This is a genomic window from Actinomadura montaniterrae (assembly GCF_008923365.1).
Classification (GTDB): domain Bacteria; phylum Actinomycetota; class Actinomycetes; order Streptosporangiales; family Streptosporangiaceae; genus Spirillospora; species Spirillospora montaniterrae.
Window position 1 is genome coordinate 36335 of sequence record NZ_WBMR01000036.1, and the last position, 23581, is coordinate 59915.

General features: G+C 72.2%; 25 protein-coding genes and 1 pseudogene. 13 read left to right on the forward strand and 13 right to left on the reverse strand.

The annotated features are described in order from the left end of the window. The first annotated feature begins 47 nt into the window (after positions 1–47). Positions 48–725 carry a hypothetical protein gene (locus tag F9B16_RS15510; RefSeq protein ID WP_151540768.1) on the forward strand — a complete coding sequence of 226 codons (678 nt, stop codon included), beginning with the start codon at positions 48–50 and terminating at the stop codon, positions 723–725. 442 nt (positions 726–1167) lie between these two features. Next, positions 1168–2685, forward strand: a complete 1518-nt coding sequence (locus F9B16_RS15515) for a serine/threonine-protein kinase (protein WP_151540769.1) — start codon at positions 1168–1170, stop codon at positions 2683–2685. Positions 2686–2873: 188 nt separating this feature from the next. Here F9B16_RS15515 and F9B16_RS15520 read toward each other — a convergent pair whose 3' ends face one another. From F9B16_RS15520 to F9B16_RS52655, 3 genes and pseudogenes are all read right to left on the reverse strand, one after another. Continuing rightward, the gene (locus F9B16_RS15520; protein WP_151540770.1) at positions 2874–3446 is read right to left on the reverse strand and encodes a hypothetical protein; all 573 of its coding nucleotides are present in this window, start codon (positions 3444–3446) and stop codon (positions 2874–2876) included. A 523-nt stretch (positions 3447–3969) separates the two neighbouring features. Continuing rightward, positions 3970–4140 carry a hypothetical protein gene (locus tag F9B16_RS15525; protein ID WP_225991653.1) on the reverse strand — a complete coding sequence of 57 codons (171 nt, stop codon included), beginning with the start codon at positions 4138–4140 and terminating at the stop codon, positions 3970–3972. Positions 4141–4155: 15 nt separating this feature from the next. Then, positions 4156–4230 (reverse strand): annotated as a pseudogene (locus tag F9B16_RS52655) (TetR family transcriptional regulator); the annotation flags it as partial. A 310-nt stretch (positions 4231–4540) separates the two neighbouring features. Here F9B16_RS52655 and F9B16_RS15530 point away from each other — a divergent pair. Continuing rightward, positions 4541–5353 (forward strand): class I SAM-dependent methyltransferase, encoded by an 813-nt coding sequence (locus tag F9B16_RS15530; RefSeq protein ID WP_151540772.1) that lies wholly within the window; start codon positions 4541–4543, stop codon positions 5351–5353. A gap of 64 nt (positions 5354–5417) precedes the next feature. On the opposite strand, the gene rox is transcribed toward F9B16_RS15530, so the two are convergent. Continuing rightward, the gene (gene rox / locus F9B16_RS15535; protein ID WP_151540773.1) at positions 5418–6911 is read right to left on the reverse strand and encodes a rifampin monooxygenase; all 1494 of its coding nucleotides are present in this window, start codon (positions 6909–6911) and stop codon (positions 5418–5420) included. Between the two features lie 307 nt (positions 6912–7218). On the opposite strand from rox, the gene F9B16_RS15540 reads away from it, so the two are divergent. After that, positions 7219–7758: a GNAT family N-acetyltransferase gene (locus F9B16_RS15540; RefSeq protein ID WP_225991654.1), complete on the forward strand. Its 540-nt coding sequence runs from the start codon at positions 7219–7221 to the stop codon at positions 7756–7758. 125 nt (positions 7759–7883) lie between these two features. Continuing rightward, the gene (locus tag F9B16_RS15545) at positions 7884–8987 is read left to right on the forward strand and encodes a winged helix DNA-binding domain-containing protein (protein ID WP_151540775.1); all 1104 of its coding nucleotides are present in this window, start codon (positions 7884–7886) and stop codon (positions 8985–8987) included. 15 nt (positions 8988–9002) lie between these two features. On the opposite strand, the gene F9B16_RS15550 is transcribed toward F9B16_RS15545, so the two are convergent. Next, positions 9003–9809 carry an NUDIX domain-containing protein gene (locus F9B16_RS15550; RefSeq protein ID WP_192808809.1) on the reverse strand — a complete coding sequence of 269 codons (807 nt, stop codon included), beginning with the start codon at positions 9807–9809 and terminating at the stop codon, positions 9003–9005. A 107-nt stretch (positions 9810–9916) separates the two neighbouring features. Between F9B16_RS15550 and F9B16_RS15555 the strand changes: the two genes are divergently transcribed. Continuing rightward, positions 9917–10543, forward strand: coding sequence for a LysE family translocator (locus F9B16_RS15555; protein WP_151540777.1), 627 nt, complete (start codon positions 9917–9919; stop codon positions 10541–10543). Here F9B16_RS15555 and F9B16_RS15560 read toward each other — a convergent pair. From F9B16_RS15560 to F9B16_RS15575, 4 genes are all read right to left on the reverse strand, one after another. After that, entirely contained in the window at positions 10503–11021 is a 519-nt protein-coding gene (locus F9B16_RS15560; RefSeq protein ID WP_151540778.1) for a hypothetical protein, read from the reverse strand. The two genes, F9B16_RS15555 and F9B16_RS15560, sit on opposite strands and share 41 nt — an antisense overlap. Beyond that, the gene (locus F9B16_RS15565) at positions 11002–11487 is read right to left on the reverse strand and encodes a COG4315 family predicted lipoprotein (protein WP_225991655.1); all 486 of its coding nucleotides are present in this window, start codon (positions 11485–11487) and stop codon (positions 11002–11004) included. The genes F9B16_RS15560 and F9B16_RS15565 overlap by 20 nt, the downstream gene beginning before the upstream one ends. Continuing rightward, positions 11477–12040, reverse strand: coding sequence for a COG4315 family predicted lipoprotein (locus F9B16_RS50885; protein WP_192808810.1), 564 nt, complete (start codon positions 12038–12040; stop codon positions 11477–11479). The genes F9B16_RS15565 and F9B16_RS50885 overlap by 11 nt, the downstream gene beginning before the upstream one ends. Positions 12041–12233: 193 nt before the next feature. Beyond that, positions 12234–12569 carry a hypothetical protein gene (locus F9B16_RS15575; protein WP_151540779.1) on the reverse strand — a complete coding sequence of 112 codons (336 nt, stop codon included), beginning with the start codon at positions 12567–12569 and terminating at the stop codon, positions 12234–12236. Between the two features lie 89 nt (positions 12570–12658). On the opposite strand from F9B16_RS15575, the gene F9B16_RS53600 reads away from it, so the two are divergent. Then, on the forward strand, positions 12659–12787 hold the full coding sequence (locus F9B16_RS53600; protein WP_264159709.1) for a hypothetical protein: 129 nt from the start codon (positions 12659–12661) through the stop codon (positions 12785–12787). Between the two features lie 100 nt (positions 12788–12887). Here the strand turns inward: F9B16_RS53600 and F9B16_RS15585 are convergent, their stop codons facing one another. Continuing rightward, positions 12888–13394 (reverse strand): copper-binding protein, encoded by a 507-nt coding sequence (locus F9B16_RS15585; protein WP_151540780.1) that lies wholly within the window; start codon positions 13392–13394, stop codon positions 12888–12890. A 228-nt stretch (positions 13395–13622) separates the two neighbouring features. Here F9B16_RS15585 and F9B16_RS15590 point away from each other — a divergent pair, with 228 nt between their 5' ends. The 5 genes from F9B16_RS15590 (at position 13623) to F9B16_RS15610 (ending at position 18981) form a co-directional block, all read left to right on the forward strand. Next, positions 13623–14555 carry an NAD-dependent epimerase/dehydratase family protein gene (locus F9B16_RS15590; protein WP_151540781.1) on the forward strand — a complete coding sequence of 311 codons (933 nt, stop codon included), beginning with the start codon at positions 13623–13625 and terminating at the stop codon, positions 14553–14555. Continuing rightward, positions 14552–15475, forward strand: a complete 924-nt coding sequence (locus tag F9B16_RS15595; protein WP_151540782.1) for an RNA polymerase sigma-70 factor — start codon at positions 14552–14554, stop codon at positions 15473–15475. Before F9B16_RS15590 ends, F9B16_RS15595 begins: the two co-directional genes overlap by 4 nt. Positions 15476–15611: 136 nt before the next feature. Further along, entirely contained in the window at positions 15612–16370 is a 759-nt protein-coding gene (locus tag F9B16_RS15600; protein ID WP_151540783.1) for a hypothetical protein, read from the forward strand. Between the two features lie 182 nt (positions 16371–16552). Next, a complete protein-coding gene (locus tag F9B16_RS15605; protein ID WP_151540784.1) occupies positions 16553–18421 on the forward strand; it encodes a S9 family peptidase in 1869 nt (622 codons plus the stop codon). Positions 18422–18486: 65 nt separating this feature from the next. Next, the gene (locus tag F9B16_RS15610; RefSeq protein WP_151540785.1) at positions 18487–18981 is read left to right on the forward strand and encodes a hypothetical protein; all 495 of its coding nucleotides are present in this window, start codon (positions 18487–18489) and stop codon (positions 18979–18981) included. A 36-nt stretch (positions 18982–19017) separates the two neighbouring features. On the opposite strand, the gene F9B16_RS15615 is transcribed toward F9B16_RS15610, so the two are convergent. Continuing rightward, positions 19018–20499: an amidase gene (locus tag F9B16_RS15615; protein ID WP_151540786.1), complete on the reverse strand. Its 1482-nt coding sequence runs from the start codon at positions 20497–20499 to the stop codon at positions 19018–19020. Between the two features lie 99 nt (positions 20500–20598). Between F9B16_RS15615 and F9B16_RS15620 the strand changes: the two genes are divergently transcribed. After that, entirely contained in the window at positions 20599–21210 is a 612-nt protein-coding gene (locus F9B16_RS15620; RefSeq protein WP_151540787.1) for a TetR/AcrR family transcriptional regulator, read from the forward strand. Between the two features lie 18 nt (positions 21211–21228). Here the strand turns inward: F9B16_RS15620 and F9B16_RS15625 are convergent, their stop codons facing one another. Continuing rightward, entirely contained in the window at positions 21229–21825 is a 597-nt protein-coding gene (locus tag F9B16_RS15625) for a dihydrofolate reductase family protein (RefSeq protein WP_151540788.1), read from the reverse strand. 134 nt (positions 21826–21959) lie between these two features. Beyond that, entirely contained in the window at positions 21960–23399 is a 1440-nt protein-coding gene (locus F9B16_RS15630) for an MFS transporter (protein WP_225991656.1), read from the reverse strand. Between the last annotated feature and the right edge of the window lie 182 nt (positions 23400–23581).

A 23581-nucleotide genomic window follows, 5' to 3' on the forward strand; every position in this document is an offset into this window, starting at 1 on the left:
CGCGTTGAGCCTCTGGCACCGCCCGGGCGCCGCCGAAATGGACGAGGATGCCGATCACGATGCCGAAGCCCTCTTCATATCCCGTTCGGGTGACGTTGCGACCGGCGGCCGGGGAAGCCGGCACCTGGCGCTACGAGATCGTCGATTCCTCTTCCAGTCGCCGGCACGGCGTGCTGAGAGACCCCGACCCGCGCGCGGCCCTCGAAATCATGGTGTCCGACCTGGTCTTCGAGGCCCTCACCGTTGACGCGGACGTGGTCTGGACGTCCGACGGGCACGGCGAGGTGGTGTTCCGGGAGGCGGACCCCGGTCGCACGCCTGGCCGCTCCCCGGCCTTCGCCCTGGTCGTCGTGCCCGGGCAGGGCGTGCTCCTTCCCGAGCCGCTCCCGCCTCTGCTCCTGGACGCCCCCAAGCCCATGGCCTTGTCAGCGCTTGCCGCCGCTGCCGAAACGCTCGGCATCGCCCCGCCCGAGGAGGCCCTCGGCATCGGCCTGGGGATCCAGATGGGCCGCGGCACCGGCCTGTTCGCGCTCTGCGCCGACTACCTCGATCCGGGAACGGACCGGATCGCGGAGATCACGATCAAGCGTGGCCGGGCTTGGCGGGGATCCCACGAGCTCCGGGCCCACCAGGACGGGGTCGACCTGTTCGCCGACCCGCGCCGCGAGTCGGTGAAGCTGACCTCGCCGGCCTTTGCGTCCCAGGCCGAAAGGTGGCGCTTCTGACTACCGGTGGGTAACGCGACCTTGCCCAGGCGAGGCGCTGCTCGAAGTCAGACCCGCCACCGAGGCCCGCTCAGGGCGGTTGGTCGGGCAGCAGGTTCTCGTAATGGGTGGAGTGGAGCAGCGCCAGGACGGCCTCGGCCCGGGCCTGCGGCGCTGCGTAGTCGGGTGGGCGCGCAGCAGTTCTCCCACGTCGCGGAGCCGTCCGATAGCGGCAGCCGCCGTGACGGTCCGGGCGTCGTGCTCAGCGCCGGTGGGGGTGGGTGGCGAGTACGGGCCGCTGGAAGCGATCCGCCCTCGAGTTGAGCCGCTGGGCTGACGCTCCTCGCGCAGCGCCATGATCGCCTCCGTGCCGGCACCGGCACGAACTGGATCCTCGTCACCGGGTCTGGTGGAATGTTCCGATTGCGCGATCTATCCCTGACGGCCGGGTGTGGAGGCATCAGTGCAGGGTGGTCTGGAACTGGCCGGCCGGTACCGGCTGGAGGAGCCGCTCGGCCGGGGCGGAATGGGCGAGGTGTGGCGGGGCGTCGATCTGCGGTTGCGGCGCCCGGTCGCGGTCAAGATCCTGCCGCTGGCGATGGCGGCGGACCCGGCCTCGGTGGCCCGATTCCGCCGGGAAGCCGAGATCGCCGCGACGCTGAATCATCCCGGCATCACCACCGTGTTCGACATCGACGAGCATCAATACGGTGACGAACGCCTGCTCTTCCTGGTGATGGAGCTGATGCAGGGCCGGGACCTGCAACGGACGCTGGGCGAACACCCCGGCGGGATGCCCATCGAACGGGTGAAGGACCTCGCCGTCCAGATCCTCGACGCGATGTCCGCCGCACACGGACGAGGCATCGTGCACCGGGACCTCAAGCCCGCCAACCTGTTCCTGCTGGAGAGCGGACGGGTGAAGGTCTGCGACTTCGGGATCGCCCGCCTCGCCGACGCCACCAAGATCACCGCCACCGGCGGGTCCGCCGGCACCCCCATGTACATGGCAGCCGAGCAGATCCAGGGCCGTACCGTCGACCAGCGGACGGATCTGTACGCGTTCGGCTGCGTCCTGTACGAGATGCTCACCGGCGCTCCCTGGGTGGACACCGGCGCCGGCCTGGCCGCGATCCTCTACCAGCATCTGGAACAGATCCCCGCTCCACCGCGGTCCCTGCGCGCGGACGTCCCGGAGCATCTCAACGCGCTCGTGCTCGAACTGCTCGCCAAGCGGCCCGACGACCGCCCACACGACGCGACCGCGGTCATCGCGCGTCTCAATGGGGCGGGCGCGGAAACGCTGCCGCAGGCGCCGAGCCCGGAAACGGTTCCGACTTCACCGTCGCCGGTCCCGGAAACGCTGCCGGCCACTCCGGCACCAGGGCCGGGAACGCCGTCCTACACCCGTATCGCTGCCGTGACCCTGGCCATCCTTGCGGTATGCGGCCTGGGCCTCTACGCCCTCACACGTTTCGGGTCAGGCACTCGTCAGAACAACGGCAGCAGCGATGAGACCCCTTCCGGAACGACCCTTAAACTCGGAGACCTGGCATTCGTCCTCCACCAGACCGGGACCACCAGCCCCGTGGACCGCATAGCAGTGGGGGTCAACGCCATCGACAAGCTGCCCATCACCGACTTCGAGCCAACGGACAGGCGGAAGATCCAGGTGCCGTACTGCATCCGCTTCTCGCTGACGAACAGAGGCGACCGCACCATGTCCGTCGGTGACGTCAACGACGTCACCAACCATCTCTCAGGAATACTCCCTGATGGAGCCGTCGCCAAGAATTGGGCAAGCACAACCCTGGCCGGCTATCCCAACGCATGCCCGCGGCCCGCCAACTCCCTGGCGCCGCGCACCTCTCAACTCGAAACCGAACTGGTCTTCTCCAACTCGACAGTCGTCGCGGCACGTTGGCAAACGTTCAGCGGCACAGCAGACCAACCAAAGGAATACACGATCTCCTGGAAGTGAAGGAGTACCTCGCTGGGGATGTGGCCTGTTCCGCCCGGTCTCGTCTCGCGCCGCTGGCACGGCTACCCGACGCGACAGCGGAGGCTCACAGACCGCAACAAAGCACCAGGTGAGTGCCTCGTTATCGCGAGTCACTTGCAACGTTGACCTGAGCAGCGCGGGGCCCTGCGTGCGAAATGACTCGCTCCTCAATGATCCTCGGCTCGCGTGCGGCGATAGGCTCCTACCAGATCAGTTGTCTTGTAGAGAACATCAGGCCCGCCTTCGGGTGAATGCCACACTTGTATAAGGTGCTGTTCGATGGGAACGCCGTCGATCTCTGTAGGCCAGGTGCCGTTCTCGTCGGGTGGAGGCGCATGATCCCCAGGCCAGCCAATGCCCGAGTCCCAGCCCACGGCGTCCCGGCCTCGGACATGGAAGCGAATCCGATAGGTACCGGGGTACTCCATCAGCGGTGGTACACCATTGGGGCCCATGTCCATGGGTTCGAAGAGTTGAGTGTCTCCGCTGATTGATTCGAAGGTCACTTCGACTACGTCGGTCCACGGTCCAGTCTCTAGTGTCGGCGGGCTGTTCACGAGCTCTACGTCAACGAGGATCCTTCCGGTGTGCAGACCCGTTGAGACATTGGCTGCGCCGGGAACCACGTTGACGATCCCGTTCTTCGTGTAGTGGGGGTAGACCTCAATCCCCGAGCCGGCATCCATGATGAGGTACTGGCCGTACTCCACGAACAACTGGGTCTGAAAGCGTCTGGCCATCGGACGGACTCCGTTCCGTGCTGGGGAGAGGAGGCGACGTCTATGTGATGATGCCCGTCGCCTCTGACACACTGAAGGCTCCGAAGGGCCGTTGAGCGTGGGTCCGGGAAGCCGCGTAGTCGCGGGCTGGAGGAGATCACGTACAGGGTTGGAATCGCGTTGCCAGCAGCGCCGAGCGTGGACCGACGCGGCAATCATGACTGTGCCGCTATGGGAGCAGGCACGCCAAGCAGCGCGCGACTGTCTATCTCTCATGCGGGCAGCGCCCTGGGACTGCGGCGATGATGGCCACCGCAGTGGCGGACGAGAAGACTGGGCGTGAGCTGTGCGGCGTCCGTTCTAAAACGTGATCGCGAACTCCGAGATGTCATCGTGGGGGACGGCGCCCCACCGCTTCACCAGGACATCCCAGGCACGCCACATCAGTGCCCAGTCGACTTCTCCGATGAGTTGCCCTCATCGAGGTAAAGGGGCAGCCCGGCTGGAGTCCGGCGTGGTGCGGGCCGAGCCGGAACTGCTGGCCTCAGATCGTCAGGTCGCCCGAGACCGGGACGGGGCCGGACTTGATCGCCTCGCGAAGGTGGTCGAGCAGGGTGCGCGCCAGATCCGCCATGCGGTGGACGGACTCGATGATGTCGTCGCTCTTCACGTTGGCCAGGGCGTCGGGGGCGATGCTGTCGCGATGGCGTAGCACGCCGGCGAGCAGGTCGGCCTTCGAGGAGAAGTGGTGCAGGACGTCGGCCTCGGTGATGCCGACGCGGGCCGCGACCTTGGCCAGCGTGGTGGCGCGGTAGCCGTCGACGCGTGTAGCGCGGCGTTCAGGATCTGCTCGCGGGCCTGCTTGCGTCCCTCGAGATGAAGGGTGCGGGGTTCGCGGCGGCGACCAAGTCCACCTCGTTGTCTGGAGCGCTCTGTGCTGGCTGTGGTCGGTTGGGCGCCACTGCCACCATGCTCACCGCGGACAGCCCAACGCCTGGCTCGGTGGGTGCGGTGACCTCACCGTCTGACCATTGGTCGACCGCCTTCCGTCCACGGATGCGGGCTACCGTCTGTTCTCGACGAGAGTGTGGTTGATCAGTCGGGTTGGAGCTGTCGTGGGTGACTTGGGGGAGAGTGCGCGTTCGGTCTGGTCGGGGCGGGCGGCTGCGTATGCGGAATCCTTCGCCGCGGTGTGCGCGTACCCGATCGGGGATCTGCTGGACGCCGTCGGAGCCGGTCCTGGGGTCCATCTGCTGGACGTGGGCACGGGGTCGGGGAACGTCGCCGCTGAGGCGTGCGCGAGGGGCGCCCGGGTCACCGCTGTCGATGCCGACCCCGGGATGGTGCAGCTCACCGCGAAGGCGGTGCCGTCGGCTGAGGTCGGTGTCGCTGAGCTGCCCGTTCTTCCGTTCGCCGATGACGCCTTCGACGTGGTGACGGCCAACTTCGTGCTGGATCATGTGGGCCGGCCACGGTGTTCGCTGGCCGAACTGGGCCGGGTGGCCCGGCCGGGCGGCCGGATCGCGGTGACGGTCTGGGCGGTTCCGGGCGGGGCAGGGCGGGCTCTGCTGGGACGAGCGATCGAGGCCGCCGGTGTGCGGCACGATGGGCATCGGCCGGTACTGGCGTCCGAGGACGATTTCCCGCGCACCGAACAGGGGCTTGTGGGTCTGATGCGGGACGCCGGGATTTCCGATCCGTCGTGCCGGACCATCACCTGGGACCATCACGTCTCCGCGGAGGAATGGTGGCATGGCGCGGCGTCCGGTGTCGGTTTCATTGGGCATCTCGTCGCCGCTCAAACGCCCGAGACCAGAGCGGAGATCAAGCGGCATTTCGATCTCCTGAGTGCAGAGTTCATCGGTCCGGACGGCCGTCTCGTCCTGCCGCATAGGGCACTGCTTGCCATGGGGAATGCCGGAGCATGAGCGCATGGCCGGGTGCCTGGGCAGGTCCGCGGGTCTTGATGGCCCGCGGACCTGCCGGACGGGATCAGGCGGTGGGGGTGCCGAACCAGCGGGAGAGGTGGTCGTTCAGGGCCTGCTGATCGTCGCCGATCCAGGCGACGTGGCCGTCCGGGCGTAGCAGGACGCAGGGGACGTCGAGCGCCGCAGCGGGGTCGGCGACGTGATCGACGCGGTCCGACCAGCCGCCGGCGGTCAGGCGTTCGGTGCGGTCCAGCAGCAGGCCGCGGCCGCGATGCAGCAGGTCGTAGAGACGGCCCTGTTCCAGGTCGAGGTCGCGCAGGCGGCGGCCGAGCAGGTCGGGGCCTTCGCCGAAGTCGTAGCGGATGCCGATCGCGGTGATCTTCTCGATCAGGTGGCGGTTCACGTCGTCGAAGTCCATCAGTTCGGTGAGCAGCCTGCGCAGGGCCCGCGCGCCCGGGTCGGGGGAGTGCAGCTCCATCTGGGCGCGGGTGTTGTCCAGCACGTCCGCGGCGACGGGATGGCGTTCGGCTTCGTAGGTGTCCAGCAGGGTTTCCGGCGCCCAGCCGCGGACCTGTGCGGCCAGTTTCCAGCCGAGGTTGAACGCGTCCTGAATTCCCAGGTTGAGGCCCTGGCCGCCGGTGGGCGGGTGGATGTGCGCGGCGTCGCCGGCCAGGAGCACCCGTCCGATCCGGTAGTGCTCGGCCAGCCGGGTGGCATCGCCGAAGCGGGACATCCAGCGCGGGGAGTGCACGCCGAAATCGGTTCCGGCGACGGCGCGCAACCGCTGTTTGAAATCGTCGAGGGTGGGCGCTTCCGTGCGATCGCTGACGCCCGCGGCGGGGACGACGACGCTGTACGTCCCTTCGCCGAAAGGTCTGAGCCAGAAGCGCTTTTCGGTCTCCTGGATTTCGGCCACTCTGGCGGCGATCTCGTTCGGCGGCGCGCCCGCTTGCATCTCGCCCATCAGCGTTTCGTTCCGCGAGGGCTCGCCGGGGAAGCCGACGCCGAGCAGTTTGCGGACGGTGCTGCGCCCGCCGTCGCAGCCGACGAGATAACGCGTCCGCAGCCGTTCCCCGTCGGCCAGTTCGACGGTGACGCCCTCGTCGTCCTGGTCAAGTCCGGTCACTTCGGAACCGTGCCGGACCTGCGCACCCAGTTGGATCGCATGGTCCTCGAGGAGGCGGACGATGACCGGCTGCGGAATGCCCACCAGATAGGCGTGCGCGGAATCCAGGTCCTTGGGCGCGGGCTTGTTGATGGCGGCGAAGAAGCCGGCGGCCGGGCGCCGCCGTCCGCGTTCGAGAACGCGCTCCAGCAGTCCGCGCATCGCCATCAGTTCGAGACTGCGGATGTGCAGGCCGACGATGCGGACGAACGACGCGGGCTCGGTCTCCTTTTCCAGGACGAGGACCCGCACGTCGTGCAGCCGCAGTTCGGCGGCCAGCATCGCGCCGGTCGGCCCGCACCCGGCGATGATCACGTCGAACGGGAGGGGTGCGGCGCCGGAGCCCGCCGGTCCCGGGTCGGTGACGTCGTGCGCGGCTCGTTGGGAGTGCATAGGTGTTGCCTTTCGGGAGTGCCTTGGTGGCGAGGCGCTCCCGGCGACACCTACGTCAATCGCCCAGCCATGACGGGAGGGAGAGCACCCACGTCGATACAGCGTTCATGGGTCTCACCTCCTCGGGCGGTGTCACGGCCGGTCGCAAGCTACAAGGCCGAGCGCCGTCCCGTCCAATCATTTACCGGCCCCTGGGCCCCGCCGGAGGCGGCCGGCCGGCGCCGCCGAACAAGCCGGTAGCGTCGCACTTGTGAATGATGGGGCTATCGATGTCTTCGAAGCCGGCCGGACGGATGCCGGCCGCCGGGTGACGCTGCGCCACCTCGGCAGCGGCGACCAGGGCGAGTTCCTCGACCTGGTGAGGGCCAGCGTGGACCTGCACCGGCCGTGGGTGTCCCTGCCGTCCACGCCGGAGCAGTTCCGGGCCTACCTCGCGCGATATGCGAAGCCCGACGAGGAGTCGCTGCTGGTCCGCGTGCGCGACAGCGGGGCCGTCGCCGGCGTGGTCAACATCAACAGCATCATCCGGGGACGTTTCCAGTCGGCGTCCATCGCCTACGCCGCCTTCGCCCCGTCCGCCGGTCAGGGCTACATGTCCGAAGGAGTCGAGCTGGCGGTGCGCTACGCCTTCGAGCAGTTGCGGCTTCACCGGCTCGAAGCCCAGATACAGCCCGAGAACCGCGCGTCCCTCGAGCTGGTCCGGCGCGTCGGCTTCCGCCACGAGGGCCTGTCGCCCGAGCTGCTGTACATCGACGGAGCGTGGCGCGACCACGAACGGTGGGCGATCACCAGCAGCATGATCGACATCGCGCCCACGCCGCCGCACGCGACGCTGCCGGAGCGCTAGGGAGTCGCGTGCGGTAGCGGTCACATCCTGGCCGCTTTCCCTGCGACGGTGGACGGGCAACGAAACCGCTACAAGGAGCGTGAGATGGCCGTCAACTTCCGAGGCGACGCACGCGCGGCGCACGGATGACCGTCCTCGACACCCGGACGCTGAACCGCGCGACGCTCGCCCGGCAGTCGCTGCTCGACCGCGCCGGGATGCCGGTCGCCGGCGCCGTCGCCCACCTGTGCGGATTGCAGGCGCAGGAACCGCAGGAACCGTTCGTCGGGCTCTGGTCGCGGCTGCGCGCGTTCGACCCGGCGGCGCTGTCGGACCTGCTGACCGGGCGTCGCGTGGTGCGGACGCACCTCATGCGCCGCACCGTCCACCTCGTCACCGCCGAAGACGCCCTCGCCTGGCGGGCCCGCCACGATCCGATGCTGCGCCAGCGGGTTCTCGCGGTCTACCGCCGCGAGCTCGCCGGGGTGGATCTCGACGAGCTCGCGGCGGCGGGACGTGCGGTGACGGCCGACGGCGAGCCGCGCACGATGGCGGAGCTGGCGCGGGCGGTCGCCGAGCGCTGGCCTGCGCCGGGGCCGCGGGCCCTCGGCGAGATGCTCGTCGCCGCCCTCGTCCCGATGGTGCAGATCCCGCCTCGCGGGCTGTGGCGGGCGCGAGCGGGCGTGCGGAACGTCCCGTTGTCGATCTGGCTCGGCCGCGACATCGACCCGCCGTCCCCGGTCGGCTCGGACCCGGTCGGCTCGGACCCGGTCGGCCGGGCGCTGGTCCGGCGCTACCTGGCCGCGTTCGGCCCCGCCACCTCCGCCGACCTGCGCGCCTGGTGCGGCCTCGCGGGACTGCCCGCCGCGATCGCCGCGATGCGCGAGGAGCTGGTCTCCTTCCGCGACGAGCGGGGCCGCGAGCTGCTGGACCTCCCCGACGCGCCGCGTCCCGACCCCGGCACGCCCGCCCCGGTTCGGTTCCTGCCGGCGTTCGACAACGCGATCCTCGGCTACCAGCACCGTGGCCGGATCATCGACGACGCGCACCGCGGCCTGTCCGTCACGGGCGCCCGGATGGTGCTGGTCGACGGCCGGGTCGCCGCGACCTGGACCGTCGACGCCGGCACCGTGGCCGTCACCCCGCTGCGCCGCCTCTCCCGAGCCGACCGCGCCGACATCACCGAGGAAGGACGGTCGCTCGCGTCCTTCCTCTCCGACGACGAAAGCGACCGCGTCCAGATCGCCTAGGCGAAGGACGCCGCGTCAGGCCCATCCGTGGACCCCGAACACCTCACCGCGCCCGATCGAGGCAAGCGCCAGCGCGCAGTGGGGAATCACGTCATGAGGCGGCCGGCCCGGATCAACCCACAACGCCTCCGACGCCTTGTCCGGCTCGGCGACGCGCGGTTCGCCCTCCCACCGGTCGAAGCGGAACCAGAAGTCGCTGACCGCATGGCACGGCCCCGGCAGCGTCGCGGCGGTGCGGTGCATGACATGGACGAAACGGGCGTCCGCCCGGTGCAGCCGGACGCCGGTCTCCTCCCCGGCCTCGCGGATCGCCGCCGCCACCACGTCCTCGCCCGGCTCGATCCGTCCGGCGGGCGGGCAGAGCCACCCGTCGGCGTACCCCGTCTTGTAGCGGCGCAGCATCAGGACCCGGCCGTCCTCGCGCCGCAACAGCACATGGGGCGCGACGAAGGACCCGTACCATCCGCCGGCGCCATCGCCTTCCGCAGGCGGGGCGGCGACGCTCCGTGCGGAAACGACCCCGAGCCGCCTCGCCAGATGCGCTTCGGCCTGCGCGGCGCCGCCCGCCATGTCGACCATGGGAATGGCGGTGGCCAGCATGACGTCGGCGAGCTCGTCCAGGACGTCGGTCTCGGTCTTGTGGACGCCTTTGCGCGGGTTGCCGCCGGTCATCCCGATATAGGCCTCGGCGACCTCGCCGACCTCTTCGGCGAGCTTCAGCACCAGGGTCTGGGGCGGCACCTCGGCCAGGTAGCCGGCCCGGATGCGGGCGGTGTCGGCCCAGAAACCCCGGCATGGCTCGGTGCTCTCGGAGGAGGTCACGTTGTCGAGCCTAGGACGCGGCGCCGGGGCCGTGCTGAGTTTTCGAACGTTTGATCGAGGTTTCAAAGGGGTCGCGCCGGGGCGGGCCGGCGTTCCATGATTCAGGGATGCTGGACACATCCCTCTATGTGGCTTTTCTTGTCGCCGCGCTCGCGCTCTGCCTCACTCCCGGACCCGACATGATGTTCATCGTGGCCATGGGCGGGCGGGGCGGCCCCGCCACCGGCGTGATGGCCGCCGCGGGCGTCGCCACCGGCGCGCTCACCCACGCGATCGCGGCGATGCTCGGCCTTTCGGCGCTGTTCACCACCCTGCCGACCCTCTACCACGTGCTCCGCTGGGCGGGCGCCGCCTACCTGCTCTACCTCGCGGTGAAGTCGTTCCGGGACCGCGGCGAACCCGGCGAGGAGGCCGCCCCCGCGGGCCCGGGCCGGCTCCGCGCGTTCTGGCAGGGCGTCATCACCAACCTGCTCAACCCCAAGGTCATCCTGTTCAACATCGCGTTCCTGCCGCAGTTCGTGAACCCCTCGCTCGGGCACCCGATGGTCCAGTTCCTCGTCCTCGGGCTGACGCTCGTGCTCATCGGCCTCGCGGTGGACGGGACGGTCGGGCTGCTGTCCGGCCGGCTCGCCCGGCTGCTGCGGCGGAGCCGCCGTGTCGCGCGCGGTCTGAACATCTTCAGCGGCACCGTCTTCACCGGCCTCGCCGTCCGCCTCCTGGCCGTCGCGAAGTAGGGGCGGCCTTCGACGGGTGAGGCCGGCGGGTCTCCAGGGCCAGGTAGGCGGCCAGGGCCAGGACGGCGGCGGATTCCAGGGCGAGGGCCAGGCGGACGGTCGTCCGGTAGCCGTACTCGTGGAAGCCGAACAGCGTGCCCTGCTCGCTGAGGATCAGGCCGATGATCGTCCCCAGGAGGAAGACGATCCCGCCGAGCGCGACGAGGGCGTGCGGGGCCCGGCCGAGCAGCGGCAGGGACCGGACGAGCGGGACTGATTCGAGCGGTGCGAGCAGGGCGAGGCCCAGCACCAGCGCGCTGGCGAAGTTGGCCGCGAACAGCGGGCCGATGATCGGGATGACGCGGTAGTAGTCGGCGAAGTACTCGTACAGGTGTACCGCGCCGACGCCGAACAGCAGGAGCGCGGCCAGGCAGCGCAGCAGCGCCGGGGTCAGGGCGCCGTGGCCGGTCGCGGTGACGTCAGGGCTGGAAGCCGCCATGGGCACTCCCCGTGGTCTGGATCCGTCCTTGCGGCGTGAGGGCGAACCAGGGGGCGCCGAACTGCGTGATGCCCTGGCCCTGGGCGTCGCCGCGTCCGGTGTCGGCCTGGTAGTAGTACAGCGGATGCCCGGCGTAGACGAGCTGGCGCGGACCGTCGGAGCGGGCGATCGTGGTCAGCATGGCCGCCTGGGTCCCGCCGGACGTCCCGGGCCGTCCCTGGGTCGTGGCCGGGGGCCAGATGCTCGCGCACGCGCCGAAGCAGGTGGACCGGTTCGGCGGGTCGGCGGCGAACAGGTAGAGCGTGCGGCCCTTGTCGTCGACGATGATCCGCCCGAGCTTCGGGACGGCGGCCGACGTGACCTGCTGGCGGCCGGGGTCCTGCGAGTTCGTCGCGAACGCGCAGCCGGAGGCCAGCAGGCCGGCCGTCGCGACGGCGGCCCACCGGCGCGGCCGGTCAGGAGCCACTCTTCTCGACCTTCTGGCCGCTCGGGGCCACCACGTCCCACCCGGCGCCGAACTGGTTGAGCCCCTCGCCCTTGGCGCTGCCCTTGGTGGTGCCGTCCGGCGCGTAGTAGTACAGCGGCTGCCCGGCGTAGGTGACCTGCGTCGTCCCGTCGCTCCGGGTGGTGGTGCCGAGCTTGGACGCCTTGGCGTCGGAGCCGGCGTGCGGTTTGCCGGTGGTGGTGACGGGCGGCCACACCGCCGCGCAGGCGCCTGAGCAGGAGGACTTGCCGCCCTGGTCCTTCTCGAACACGTACAGCGTGCGGCCCTGGCCGTCGACGAGGACCTGGCCGAGGTTGCCGACCTTCGCGGTCGCGATCGTTCCGCCCGCGTTGGCGGTGCTCGGCGACGACGACGCGGCGACCGGGACGGCGGGACGGTGGGCGGCGCCGCCGGAACCGGCCGAGCCGCCGCACGCGGTGGCCGCGGCGGCGATCGCCGCGACGGGGACCGCCAGCCGTGCGCCGCGGCTCCGCCACGGCGAGCGCGGGGTGTTCCGCTGAGTCGTTCGGGACATCGCTGGACGTCCTTCCCTCGGAGAGCTCGGTGCCGGCCGCGCCGGCGCCTTCCTTTCCGGTTCCGCCCGTACCCGGACAGAACGGGGCCGAACTGACTTGCCCAGACGCTGACCTGGCCTTTCTCGCACGGCGAGGCGGCGATGGCGAACGCTTGAGGGAGCCCGGCGACGGACGGTCGCGCCGAGAGGAGCGTCAGGACGTCGCGTTCAGGCGGTGGCGCTTGACGAAACTCCCGCGGCAGTGGGTGCAGCAGAAGCGGGCGACGAGGTGCTCGCTCATCTCCCTGGCCCAGGCGCCGGCGTGGATCCGGACGAGGCACGGCAGGTCGCGGCCGCCGGTGAGCCAGACGTCCGGTTCGTGGACGATCACGTCGGTGAGCGAGGAGAACCAGGCCAGGACGCCCGGGTCGGCGTGGTGCTCCCCGCCGGAGCCGGCCAGGAGGCGGTCCGCGGTGAGGCGTCCGGCCAGCGTCCGGCGCTCCTCGGGAGTGAACGCGCCCTTCGGAACCATGAGCTCGACGAGCAGCATCGCGGCGGACCTTCCTGCGCGGCGTCGGTGTCCACAGGTAAGTGTACGCCGTACATCTACGGCACCGTCAGGAGCGGCGGGATGCCGGTGTGGGCGAGGTGATGGCGCTGGTCGCGGGGGCCTTCGCGGCGATCCGCCACGCGGGCGCGGAGGCGAGCCGCGAGCGCTCGGCGCACATCGCCGGCCTCATCCTCGACGGGTTGCGTCCCCGGACGTGAAAGGGGGCTTGGCGGGGTGGGCGGTCGTGGCGGCCTCGGTTCCCCGTCAAGCCCGGTGCCGGCGGACGGCGCTGTCCGCCGACGTGTGTGGTGGGGGGTGTCAGTAGCCGCCGGGGTTGCTCGTGGTGGGCGCCGGTGACGCCGGCGCCTTGCTGCCGGTGCCGGTCGGCGACGGGCTCGCGGGCGCGCCGCCGCCTCCGGCTCCGCCTACGGTGAGCTGCGTCTTCATGCCTAGGTTCTTGTGGTTGTCGACGGGACACCACATCTGGTAGGTGCCGGCTTTGAGGGTGACCTTCAGGTTCCCGCTGGCGCCCGGCTTGATGCCGGAGATCTGCTTCGTGCCGCTGATGCCCGGCCCGGAGATGGCCAGCCCGTGCACCATCGTGCCCGCGTTCTTGGCGACGAAGGTGTACGCGCCCGGCTTGAAGGTGGTCGTGGACGGCGTCAGCGTGTACTCCTTCTCGGTCACGGTGACGGTCGTGGCCTTCCCGGACGGGCTCGCCGTCGAGGCCGGGCTCGTCGTCGCGTGGGCGGCGCCTGCGGGGAGCAGGGCGCCGGCCGCCAGGAACGCGGCCCCGAATGCGGTGGAAATGGTGGTTTTGTTCATAATTGCCGGGCTCCCCGGCGGCCTCGCCGGCCAAACCGAGCGGGTGTCGCCGAAACCGCAGGTCAACGGGGGTTCCGCTGGAGGTCGACCAGCGCGCGGAGCCACCGTGCGACGGCCTGCGCGGAGCCGCCGGTGTGACGGCGCTCGCAGGGCGGACGTGTCACAGGCGGAGGGGGCCGTCTCGTCTCGGGTCCGAAAAGAGGGACCGGAAACGGGAAGGTGAGGGGCATGCGGGTTTTCGTGGCAGGTGGGAGCGGTGTCCTCGGACGGCGGCTGGTGCCGCAGCTCGTGGCCCGGGGCCACCAGGTGACGGCGACGACGACGAGCGCCGCCAAGCTCGACGCGCTGGAGCGGCTCGGCGCCGAGGCCGTCGTGATGGACGGGCTGGACGCGGCGTCCGTCGGCGAGGCGGTCGCGGCGGCCCGCCCGGACGCGGTCGTCCACCAGATGACGGCGATCTCGGTGACGCACGCCGGCAAGCCCGACATCAAGCACCCGGACCGCTGGTTCGCGATCACCAACCGGCTGCGCACCGAGGGGACGGACCACCTGCTGGCCGCCGCCGAGGCGACCGGCGTGCCGCACGTCGTCGCGCAGGGCTACGCGAGCTGGAACGGGATCCGCGAGGGCGGCCGGGTCAAGACCGAGGACGACCCGCTCGACCTCCTCGAGGGGACCGCGGCGCAGGCCGGGATGGAAGCGATGCGGCATGTCGAGGAGGCCGTCCTCAAGGCGGGCGGCGCGGTGCTGCGGTACGGCGCGTTCTACGGGCCGGGCGCGATCGACGACCAGGTGGAGCTGGTCCGCAAGCGGCAGTACCCGCTGGTCGGGCGCGGCACCGGGTACAGCTCGTGGATCCATCTCGACGACGCGGCGAGCGCGACCGTCCTGGCGGTGGAGCGGAAGGCGCGGGGCGTGTTCAACATCGTGGACGACGAGCCGGCCCCGGCGAGCGAGTGGCTGCCGCACCTGGCGGCGTGCGCGGGGGCGAAGCGGCCGATCCGGGTGCCGGTGTGGCTGGCCCGGCTGCTCGCGGGGGACCAGGCCGTCATCATGATGACGGAGGGGCGGGGCTTCTCCAACGCCAAGGCCAAGCGGGAGCTCGGCTGGGAGTTGCGGCACCCGTCGTGGCGGCAGGGGTTCGAGGAAGAGCTGGCGTGAGCAGGGCCGAGGAGTTCCAGGAGCTGCGGCCGCTGCTGTTCTCGATCGCGTACCGGATCCTGGGCAGCGTGAGCGAGGCCGAGGACGCGGTGCAGGAGACGTGGCTGCGGTACGAGGGGGCCGCGGCGCGGCCCGCGTCGGCGAAGGCGTACCTGTCGGCCGTGGTGACGCGGATCTCGATCGACGTGCTGCGGTCGGCCCGCGTCCGGCGGGAGCAGTACGTGGGGTTGTGGTTCCCCGAGCCGCTGCTGGCCGATCCCTACGAGGACCCGGCGCGGTCGGCGGAGCTGGCCGACTCGCTCTCGATGGCGGCGCTGCTGCTGCTGGAGCGGCTCAGCCCGCTGGAGCGGGCGGTGTTCGTGCTACGGGAGGTGTTCGGATTCGGGTTCCCGGACGTCGCGTCGGCGGTGGGTAGGTCGGAGGCGGCGTGCCGTCAGCTCGCCGTGCGCGCGCGCCGGCACATGGACGCGGGACGCCCCCGGTTCGAGGCGGACCGCCGCGAGCGCGAGGAACTCGCGGGCCGCTTCTTCGACGCGTTCACCGAAGGGGACGTCGACGGTCTGCGGGAGCTGCTCGCCGCCGACGTGCAGCTGGTCAGCGACAGCGGCGGGAAGGCGCCGCGCTGGGGCGAGGGCGTCGCCGGGGCGGGGAAGGTGGCGCGCGCGCTGTCCACGCTCGTGCGGCCGTTCCTGGAGATCGGCGGCGTGGTGGAGCCGTGCGAGGTGAACGGCCAGCCGGGCGCGGTCTTCCGCGACCGGGACGGCCGGGTCGTCAACACGTGGTCGCTGGACATCCTCGACGGGCGGATCCAGACGATCCGCACGGTGCTCAACCCGGACAAGCTCGGGCATGTGGGGCCCGTGGCGGACGCCTGGGCGGTCGTCCGCGAGACGGCCCGGGCACACCGGACCTCCGACTGACGGGCGGCGCGCACCAGACCTCCGACTGACGGCCCGGGCGCGCCGGACTCCCGGCTGACGGCCCGGGCACACCGGAACCCCCGCGCGAGCCGGGCCGTCTCAACTCGGCGTCCGCGAGCATTTGGGGGATACCGGGATGAGGGCACGGATCCGGCGAGGCAGGCTCGCGTGGGTGATCGCCGCGGCCCTGGCCGTCGTCGCGGCGGCGGTGGTGACCGTGGTGGCCGTCCTGGACGAGCCCGCCCGGCCGCACATCTGCGGCTGCAAGCCGCCGCCGGACACCGGCGGGATCGAGGCCGTGCTCCGCGGCTGGCAGGACGCGGCGGCGCATCGCCACGTCCAGGATGCATGGCGGCTGCTCACACCGGAGGCGCAGCGGCGGTACGGGACGCCGCAGCGCCTGCGGCCGGAGCTGCCCCGCATCGCCCCGGCCCCGCGCGCCCCCGCGCGATGGACGCTCATCGACGAGATCACCCAAGGACGCGGCACTCCCAGCGAGTTCCTGTACCTGCTCGTCGAGAAGCGGACGCTGCGGCCCGCCGGGGCCGTCGTCGTCCACTCCCTGGCCGACGGTGCCGCCGACGGGCGGATCGATCCCGTGCCCGCCGCGACCGTCCGCATCCTCGAACCCGAGGCACGCGCCAAGGTCGGCGCGCGGCCCTTGATGCGCGCGGCTATCAGCAGTCCCCCGGCGTACGTCGCCGTGCAGGCCGGCGGGGTGTCCCACGGCAGCGTGGGCGGGACCCGCCGCCCCGACGGCCGCGACGACCCGTTCGGCGAGCCGCTGCGCCCCGGCCCGGCCCTCATCGTCGCCGTCCAGACGGACGGAAACGGGCACTTCGCCTACGGAACCGTCCGCGTCACCGTCCGCCGACCGACCCGGTCGGCTCGATGACGCAGGCGGGCGCGGCCGAAAAACCTCACCCGGCCGGTCATGTAACGCTAACGCGTCCGCTCGCTACTCTCTGTGCCTGGAGGTGATCGGGTGGACGCTGGGGCCCGTGCGGCGCCCGGCGGCCCGGCCCCGCCCGCCTCCCCGCTGCGGATCAGGTAATCCAGCCGACCCTGGAGGGCTCCATGCCCGGCTACCGCGACTTCGTCCCGCGACAAGGCTTCCAGCCGACCCTGGCGCTGTCTCCCGACGCGGGCACCGTGGCCTACTCGAGCAACGCCGCCGGCCGGTTCGACCTGTGGACGGTCCCGGTCGCGGGCGGCGCGCCCCGGCGGCTCACCCGGCTGCCGGACGGGGCCGTCCGGCGGATCGCCTGGGCCCCGCACGGCAAGAGCCTCGTGTTCACCGCCGACCGCGACGGCGACGAGCAGTACCGGCTGTACCGCGTCGACCTCGACGGCGGCGGCGGTCCCGCCGGCCCGCCCGCCGAGATCGGCGCGGGCCCGCACTGCCAGCGCGTGCTGCCGGCCGCGCCGTTCGACGCCGAGGGCCGCCGCCTGGTCTACGCGGCGAACGACCGCGACGCGACCGTCCAGGACGTGCTCGTCCGCGACCTCGCCGAGGACGCCGAGCGGCGGTTCGAGCCGCCGCCGGGCGTCGTCTTCCGGCCGGTCGGGATCTCCCCGGACGGGCGGTGGCTGCTGACCGGCGGGTTCAGGTCCCACACGCAGGTCGCCGCGTACCTGGCCGACCTGCGGGACCCCTCCGCCGCGCCGGTGTGCGTCACCGCCGACCACGGCGACGGGCTGTTCGAGCCGGGCCCCTGGGCGGCCGACTCCTCGGGCTTCTACCTGCGCACCGACCTGTGGGGGGAGTTCGTCGCCGGGGCGTTCTACCGGCTGGCCGCCGGGAGCCTCGAACCGGTCGCGCAGCACGACTGGGACGTCGAGTTCATCGAGGTCGCGGGCGACACCCTCGTCTGGTCGGTCAACCAGGACGGATGCTCCACGCTGTTCGCGCGGCACGGCGGCCGGCCGCTGCCGCTGCCCGCCGTCCCGCCGGGCGTCGTGTCGGCGCTGGCGGTCGCGCCGGAGGCCGAGCCGCTCGTCGTCCTGCTCGACACCGCGACCCGTCCCGCCGAGATCGCCGTCCTGGACCCGGCCGGCGGCGTCCGCTACCTCACCGACGCCCGGCCCCGCGCGTTCACCGCGTCCAGCGCCTCCACCGTCGAGCCGGTCGAGCCGGTCGAGCCCGTCGAGCCGGTCGAGCCCGTCGAGCCGGTCGAGCCCGAGCCGGTCGTCTACCCCTCGTCGGCGGGACGGTACGTCCACGCGCTGTACTACCGGCCGCACACGCCGGGCCCGCACCCGGTCCTGCTGTCGATCCACGGCGGCCCGGAGGCGCAGGAACGGCCGGAGTACATGCGTTCCGGCCTGTACCAATACCTGCTCGCCCGGGGCATAGCGGTCTTCGCGCCGAACGTCGCCGGGTCCACCGGGTACGGCGCCCGGCACCAGAAGCTCATCCACCGCAACTGGGGCGGTTTCGACCTGGACGACCTCGACCACGCGGTCTGCCATCTGCGGTCGGCGCCCGGAGCCGACGCCGCGCGCATCGCCGTGATGGGCGGCTCCTACGGCGGGTTCGCCGCGCTGTCGTGCCTGGCGAGGCTGCCCTACCGGTGGGCGGCCGGGGTGTCGATGTGCGGGCCCGCGAACCTCGTCGCGCTCGCCCGGTCCTGCCCGCCGACCTGGAAGCACTTCGTCGCGGCGGTCCTCGGCGACCCCGACACCGACGCCGGGTACCTGACGCAGCGCTCGCCGATCACCTACGCCGACACCATCACCGCGCCGCTGTTCGTCCTGCAGGGCGCGCGGGACCCGCGCGTTCCCCGCGCGGAGTCGGACCGGCTCGTCGAGCGGCTGCGGCGCCGCGGCGTGGACGTCCGGTACGAGGTCTTCGAGGACGAGGGCCACGGGTTCACCCGCCGCGAGAACGAGCTGCGCGCCTACGAGGAGATCGCGGAGTTCCTCTGCGGCCACCTGCTCGCCTGAACGGCGCGGCCTGCTCGCCTGAACGGCGCGGCCCGCGCGGCGATCGTTCGGTAGGCTCGCGCGCCATGGACGAGCTCGCCAGGACGGCCGGTTTCCACGCGGCGCACGGCGTCTGGAGCGTCTCCGGCGGGGCGGTGCTCATCCCGATCCTCGCCCACGTGGGCGAGGACGGCGCGCTGGGCCTCGAACGGCTCGCGTTCGACGACGTGGGCGAGGCCGCGCGCGCCGGGCAGGAGGCCCTGGCGCGGGGGCGGGACGGCTGGGTCCGGGCGGTGCTGGTCACCGACGCCTACCTGCACCTCGACCGGGGACGGGTCGACGCGCTGGTCGTGGACGCGGTCGAGTACCTCCCGTCCCGGCGGTCGCTGCGGATGGCGGTCCCGTACCGTCCGGAGTCGTCGCCGGAGGGGTTCGCGGTCTACCGGCCCAAGTTCATCGAGGTCGCGGGCGACGGCGAGCCGGACTACGCGTCGCTGGCGGACCACTTCTTCGCCGGCGTCGACTCCCACGAGCGCGCCGCGTCCGTCTGGAACGCCCACCTCGTCGACGAGTCCGCCTGACCCGGCGGCTCGCGCCGCGGGACGGCGCGGTGCCGGTCAGAGCGAGGGTTCCAGGTGGGACCAGGGGCGCTCGGCCTCCAGCTGGGCGGCCAGCGCGAGCAGCGTGCCCTCGCCGCCGAGGGGGCCGACGAACTGGACGCCGAGCGGCAGGCCGCCGGGCGTCCGGTAGGTCGGGACGCTCATCGCCGGACGCCCGGTGATGTTGGCGAGCTGCGTGTACGGGACGGGCGCGAGGTTGGCGATGACGGCGTCCCGCCACTGCTTCGTCCTCGTCAGCGGCCCCGCGAGGCCGAGCGCGAGCGCGGCCCGGCCGATGGCGCGCAGCGGGGCGGGCGTGTCGAGCTCGCCGATGCGGACCGGCGGCCTCGCCAACGCGGGCGTGAGCAGCAGGTCGTAGCGGGAGTGGAACGCGGCGAGCTGCCGGTTGTAGGTGTTCCAGCGCTCGTGGGCGGCGAAGTAGGCGGGCGCGGACTGGACGCGTCCGGCCGCCGCGACGAGGTGGGTGTCCAGCTCGAACGCCTTGCGGGACGCGCCGGTCGCGCGGCGGATCTCGTCGACGGTGTACGCGAGCTGCGTCGACCACATCGCGAGGAAGTCGAACGCGAGGCGCCGCTCGTCGATGCCGGTCTGCGCGGGCTCGACGTCGTGGCCGAGGCCTTCCAGCAGCTTGGCGGCGTCCTCGACGGCGGCGACGGCCTGCGGGTCGACGTCGGTGCCGAGCGGGGAGTCGGTGGCGAAGCCGATGCGCAGCCGCTCGGGCGCGCGCCGCGCCAGCTCGGCGTAGGGGAGGGCGGGCTTGGCGGGCAGGTAGGGGCCGCCGGGGTCGGGGGACGCGGTGAGCACGTCGAGCATCGCGGCGCTGTCGCGGACGGACCGGGAGACGACGCCGTCGACGGCCGCGCCGTGCAGGTGCTCGGCGTACGACGGCCCGGCGGGGACGAGACCGCGGCCGGGCTTGAGGCCGAACAGCCCGCAGCAGGCCGCCGGGATGCGGATCGAGCCGCCGCCGTCGTTGGCGCCCGCGACCGGGACGATCCCGGCGGCGACCGCGGCGGCGGACCCGCCGGACGAGCCGCCGGGCGTGCGGGCGAGGTCCCACGGGTTGCGGGTCGGGCCGTTCACCTCGGGCTCGGTGATCCCCTTCGCGCCGAACTCGGGGGTGTTGGTCTTGCCGAAGACGACGAGCCCCGCGTCCAGCCAGCGGCGGACGACCTCGGCGTGCTCGGCGGCGGGGACGTCGCGCAGCGCCCGGTTGCCGCTGCCGGTGGGCAGCCCGGCGTAGTCCTGCGACAGGTCCTTGAGGAGGAACGGGACGCCGGCGAACGGCCCGGTCAGCGGCCCGGCGGCGCGGGCCCGCGCGAGGTCGTGCATCGGCCGGACGATCGCGTTGATCGTGGCGTTGACGGCCTCGGCGCGCGCGATGGCGGCGTCCAGGAGTTCGGCCGGGGTGGTCTCGCCGGCGGTGACGAGCGCGGCCAGGCCGACCGCGTCGCGGGCGCGGTACTCGGCGTACTCCACGGCACCCCTCCATAAAACTAGAAGTCGTAGTTTTAGTGTGAGGGGACACTACACTGGCCGCCGTCCGCCGTCGAGGGGCGGGACGCCGGGGAGGGACGCATGGGCAGGCCGCCGCGCAGGCTGGTGACCCGTGAGGCGATCATGCGGGCCGCCCTCGACCTGGTCGACGAGCACGGCGCCGCCGCGCTGTCGGTCAACCGCGTCGCCGCGGCGCTGGGCGTCAAGGGCCCGTCGCTCTACAACCACATCTCCGGCCGGGACGAGGTCGTCGACGGCATCCGCGAGCTGATCGTCGGCGAGATGGCGCTCGACCCGTCCATCACGCCGTGGACCGCGGCCGTGGACGGCTGGGCCCGCTCCTACCGCGCCGCCTTCGCCGCGCATCCGAACGCCGTCCCGCTGCTGGCGGCGCGGCCCGTCCGATCGCGGGCCGCGCTGCGCGCCTACGCGGACGCGTTCACCGTCCTGCGCCGGGCCGGCTGGCCCGAGGACCGGCTGCTGCCGCTGGTACACGCCGTCGAATACTTCCTCCTCGGCTCGGTGCTCGTCCTCGACGACCCGCCGGACGGCCCGCTCCCCGGCGACGACGTCCCGCCCGGCCTGGAGCCGATGCTGAACGCCCCGCCCGGCCACCGCGACCTGGCCTTCGAGGCCGGCCTCGCCGCCCTCATCCAGGGCTTCGCCGCCGAGCTGGCCGCCCTCCGCCGCTGACCCCCGCTGCCCCCAGGGTCAGCGGGGGAAGTGGTAGGTGACGTGGGTGACCAGGCCGGTCTGCCGCGTGCTGACGGGGGTCAGGTCGGGGGTGCCGACGCCGACGAACAGCCGCTCGCCGGCGCCGAGGACGACGGGGGCGATGTGCAGGCGCAGCTCGTCGATCAGCCCGGCGGCGAGGTACTGGTTCACGGTGGAGGCGCCGCCGGCGACCGAGACGTCGGCGTCCCCGGCCGCCTCGCGCGCCCGCGCCATCGCGGCCTCGATGCCGTCGGTGACGAAGTGGAACGTCGTGCCGCCCTTCATGGGGACGGGCTCGCGCGGGTGGTGGGCGAGGACGAACACCGGCGCGTGGTACGGGGGCTCCTCGCCCCACCAGCCGGTCCAGTCGAGGTCCCAGTCGCCGCGGTCCGGGCCGAACATGTTGCGGCCCATGATGAAGGCGCCCGCGGCGGTGATCGCCTCCAGCTCGGCGGCGTGGGCCTCGGGCTCCTCGAACATCCAGCGGTGCAGGCGGTGCTCGGCGCCCTCGCCGAGGGGGTTCTCGAGGCTCTGGTTCGGGCCGGCGACGTAGCCGTCGACCGAGATGCCGATGTCGCAGGTGACCTTGCTCATGGGGTCGTCTCCCTCGCTGCGCGGCGCCCGGGCGGCGCCTCTCACCCGTTGGTCGGTGCCCGCGCCGCGTTCTCTACATGCCCGCCGGATCTTTTTTCGCGGGCCCCGGCCGCCGGGCGGTGACAGGCCTCCGGCTACCGGGCGGTGAGGGGCTTCGCGATGTCCTCCAGGCCCTTGCGCTCGGCCTTGACGCCGAGGACCGCCTCCACCAGCCCGGCCGCGATCATCAGGACGGCGCCGACGACGAACGCGATCGCGGTGTCGCGGGGCACGCCCGTCCCGACGAGCTTGGAGAACAGCAGCGGCCCGGAGATCCCGCCCGCCGCCGTGCCGATCGCGTAGAAGAACGCGATGGCCAGCGCGCGCGTCTCCATCGGGAACACCTCGCTGACCGTCAGGTACGCGGAGCTGGCCCCGGCGGACGCGAAGAACAGCACCACGCACCAGCACGCCGTCAGCGTCGTCGCGGTCAGGTGGTCCTGGTCGAACAGGTACGCGGTGGCGAGCAGCAGGACGCCGGACAGGACGTACGTGCCGCTGATCATCGGCTTGCGGCCCCAGCTGTCGAACAGCGGCGCCAGCAGGAGTGGGCCGAGGAAGTTCCCGGCCGCGATGACCGCGTAGTAGTAGCCGGTGTCCGTGTCGATGTGGAAGAACGTGTTCAGGATGTCGGCGAACCCGAAGGTGATCGCGTTGTAGAGGAACGCCTGCCCGATGAACAGCGCGAACCCGAGGATCGCGCGCTTCGGGTACCGCCGGCACAGCGTCTTCGCGATGAGCCCGAAGCCGAGGCTCCTGCGCTGGTGGATGCGGATCGACCGGCCGGGCTCGGGCAGCCGGTCGCCGGTCTCGTCGCGGACCGTCTCCTCGGCCTCGCCGACGAGCCGCTCCGCCTCCCGCGTCCGCCCGTGGATGATCAGCCAGCGCGGGCTCTCCGGGACGTGCCGCCGGACGAGCAGCACCACCAGCCCGAGCACGACCCCGAGCGCGAACGCCAGCCGCCAGCCGACGTCCACCGCGAACTGGCCGAGGATCGGGATGGTGAGCAGCGCGCCCGCGGCGGCGCCGAGCCAGTAGCTGCCGTTGATGACGATGTCGATCCGGCCGCGGTGCTTGCTCGGGATCAGCTCGTCGATCGCGGAGTTGATCGCGGCGTACTCGCCGCCGATGCCGAACCCGGTGACGAACCGGCACAGGAAGAACCACCAGGCCGTCCAGGACAGCGCGGTCAGCGCGGTGCCCGCCAGGTACACCACCAGCGTGATCATGAAGAGCTTCTTGCGCCCGAACCGGTCGGTCAGCCAGCCGAAGAACAGCGCGCCGAGGCACGCGCCGGTCACGTAGATCGCGGCGCCGAACCCCGACACCTGCCCGGCGGTGATGGCGACGCCGCTGCCCGGCTTCGCCAGCTGCGGGGCGAGGTTGCCGACGATGGTGACCTCGAGGCCGTCCAGGATCCACACGGTGCCGAGCCCGATGACGATCATCCAGTGCCAGCGGGCCCACGGCAGCCGGTCCAGCCGCGCGGGGATCTTCGTGTCGACGACGCCCTGCTCCGTGCGAAGGTCTGTCACGGGGACTCCGATTGCCCAACGCGGGCTGATCAAACTTCGAGTTGACGGGACGCGGCGAACCGGCAGGTCATCGGCCTCCCCGGCGCCGTACCGGGGCGGCGCGCGGTGTGGCGCCGGGCGGCGCGGTGTGGCGCGGGGCGGCGCGGGGCGGCGTGCGGTGTGCGGCGGCCGTCTCCGGCGGG

Excerpts from the sequence above, each read along its gene's own strand:
- F9B16_RS15510 (WP_151540768.1), top strand. The coding sequence starts at position 48 with ATGCCGATCACGATGCCGAAGCCCTCTTCATATCCCGTTCGGGTGACG.
- F9B16_RS15520 (WP_151540770.1), bottom strand. The coding sequence starts at position 3,446 with ATGGCCAGACGCTTTCAGACCCAGTTGTTCGTGGAGTACGGCCAGTAC.
- rox (WP_151540773.1), bottom strand. The coding sequence starts at position 6,911 with ATGCACTCCCAACGAGCCGCGCACGACGTCACCGACCCGGGACCGGCG.
- F9B16_RS15545 (WP_151540775.1), top strand. The coding sequence starts at position 7,884 with ATGACCGTCCTCGACACCCGGACGCTGAACCGCGCGACGCTCGCCCGG.
- F9B16_RS15555 (WP_151540777.1), top strand. The coding sequence starts at position 9,917 with ATGCTGGACACATCCCTCTATGTGGCTTTTCTTGTCGCCGCGCTCGCG.
- F9B16_RS15560 (WP_151540778.1), bottom strand. The coding sequence starts at position 11,021 with ATGGCGGCTTCCAGCCCTGACGTCACCGCGACCGGCCACGGCGCCCTG.
- F9B16_RS50885 (WP_192808810.1), bottom strand. The coding sequence starts at position 12,040 with ATGTCCCGAACGACTCAGCGGAACACCCCGCGCTCGCCGTGGCGGAGC.
- F9B16_RS15575 (WP_151540779.1), bottom strand. The coding sequence starts at position 12,569 with ATGCTGCTCGTCGAGCTCATGGTTCCGAAGGGCGCGTTCACTCCCGAG.
- F9B16_RS15585 (WP_151540780.1), bottom strand. The coding sequence starts at position 13,394 with ATGAACAAAACCACCATTTCCACCGCATTCGGGGCCGCGTTCCTGGCG.
- F9B16_RS15590 (WP_151540781.1), top strand. The coding sequence starts at position 13,623 with ATGCGGGTTTTCGTGGCAGGTGGGAGCGGTGTCCTCGGACGGCGGCTG.
- F9B16_RS15600 (WP_151540783.1), top strand. The coding sequence starts at position 15,612 with ATGAGGGCACGGATCCGGCGAGGCAGGCTCGCGTGGGTGATCGCCGCG.
- F9B16_RS15605 (WP_151540784.1), top strand. The coding sequence starts at position 16,553 with ATGCCCGGCTACCGCGACTTCGTCCCGCGACAAGGCTTCCAGCCGACC.
- F9B16_RS15610 (WP_151540785.1), top strand. The coding sequence starts at position 18,487 with ATGGACGAGCTCGCCAGGACGGCCGGTTTCCACGCGGCGCACGGCGTC.
- F9B16_RS15620 (WP_151540787.1), top strand. The coding sequence starts at position 20,599 with ATGGGCAGGCCGCCGCGCAGGCTGGTGACCCGTGAGGCGATCATGCGG.
- F9B16_RS15625 (WP_151540788.1), bottom strand. The coding sequence starts at position 21,825 with ATGAGCAAGGTCACCTGCGACATCGGCATCTCGGTCGACGGCTACGTC.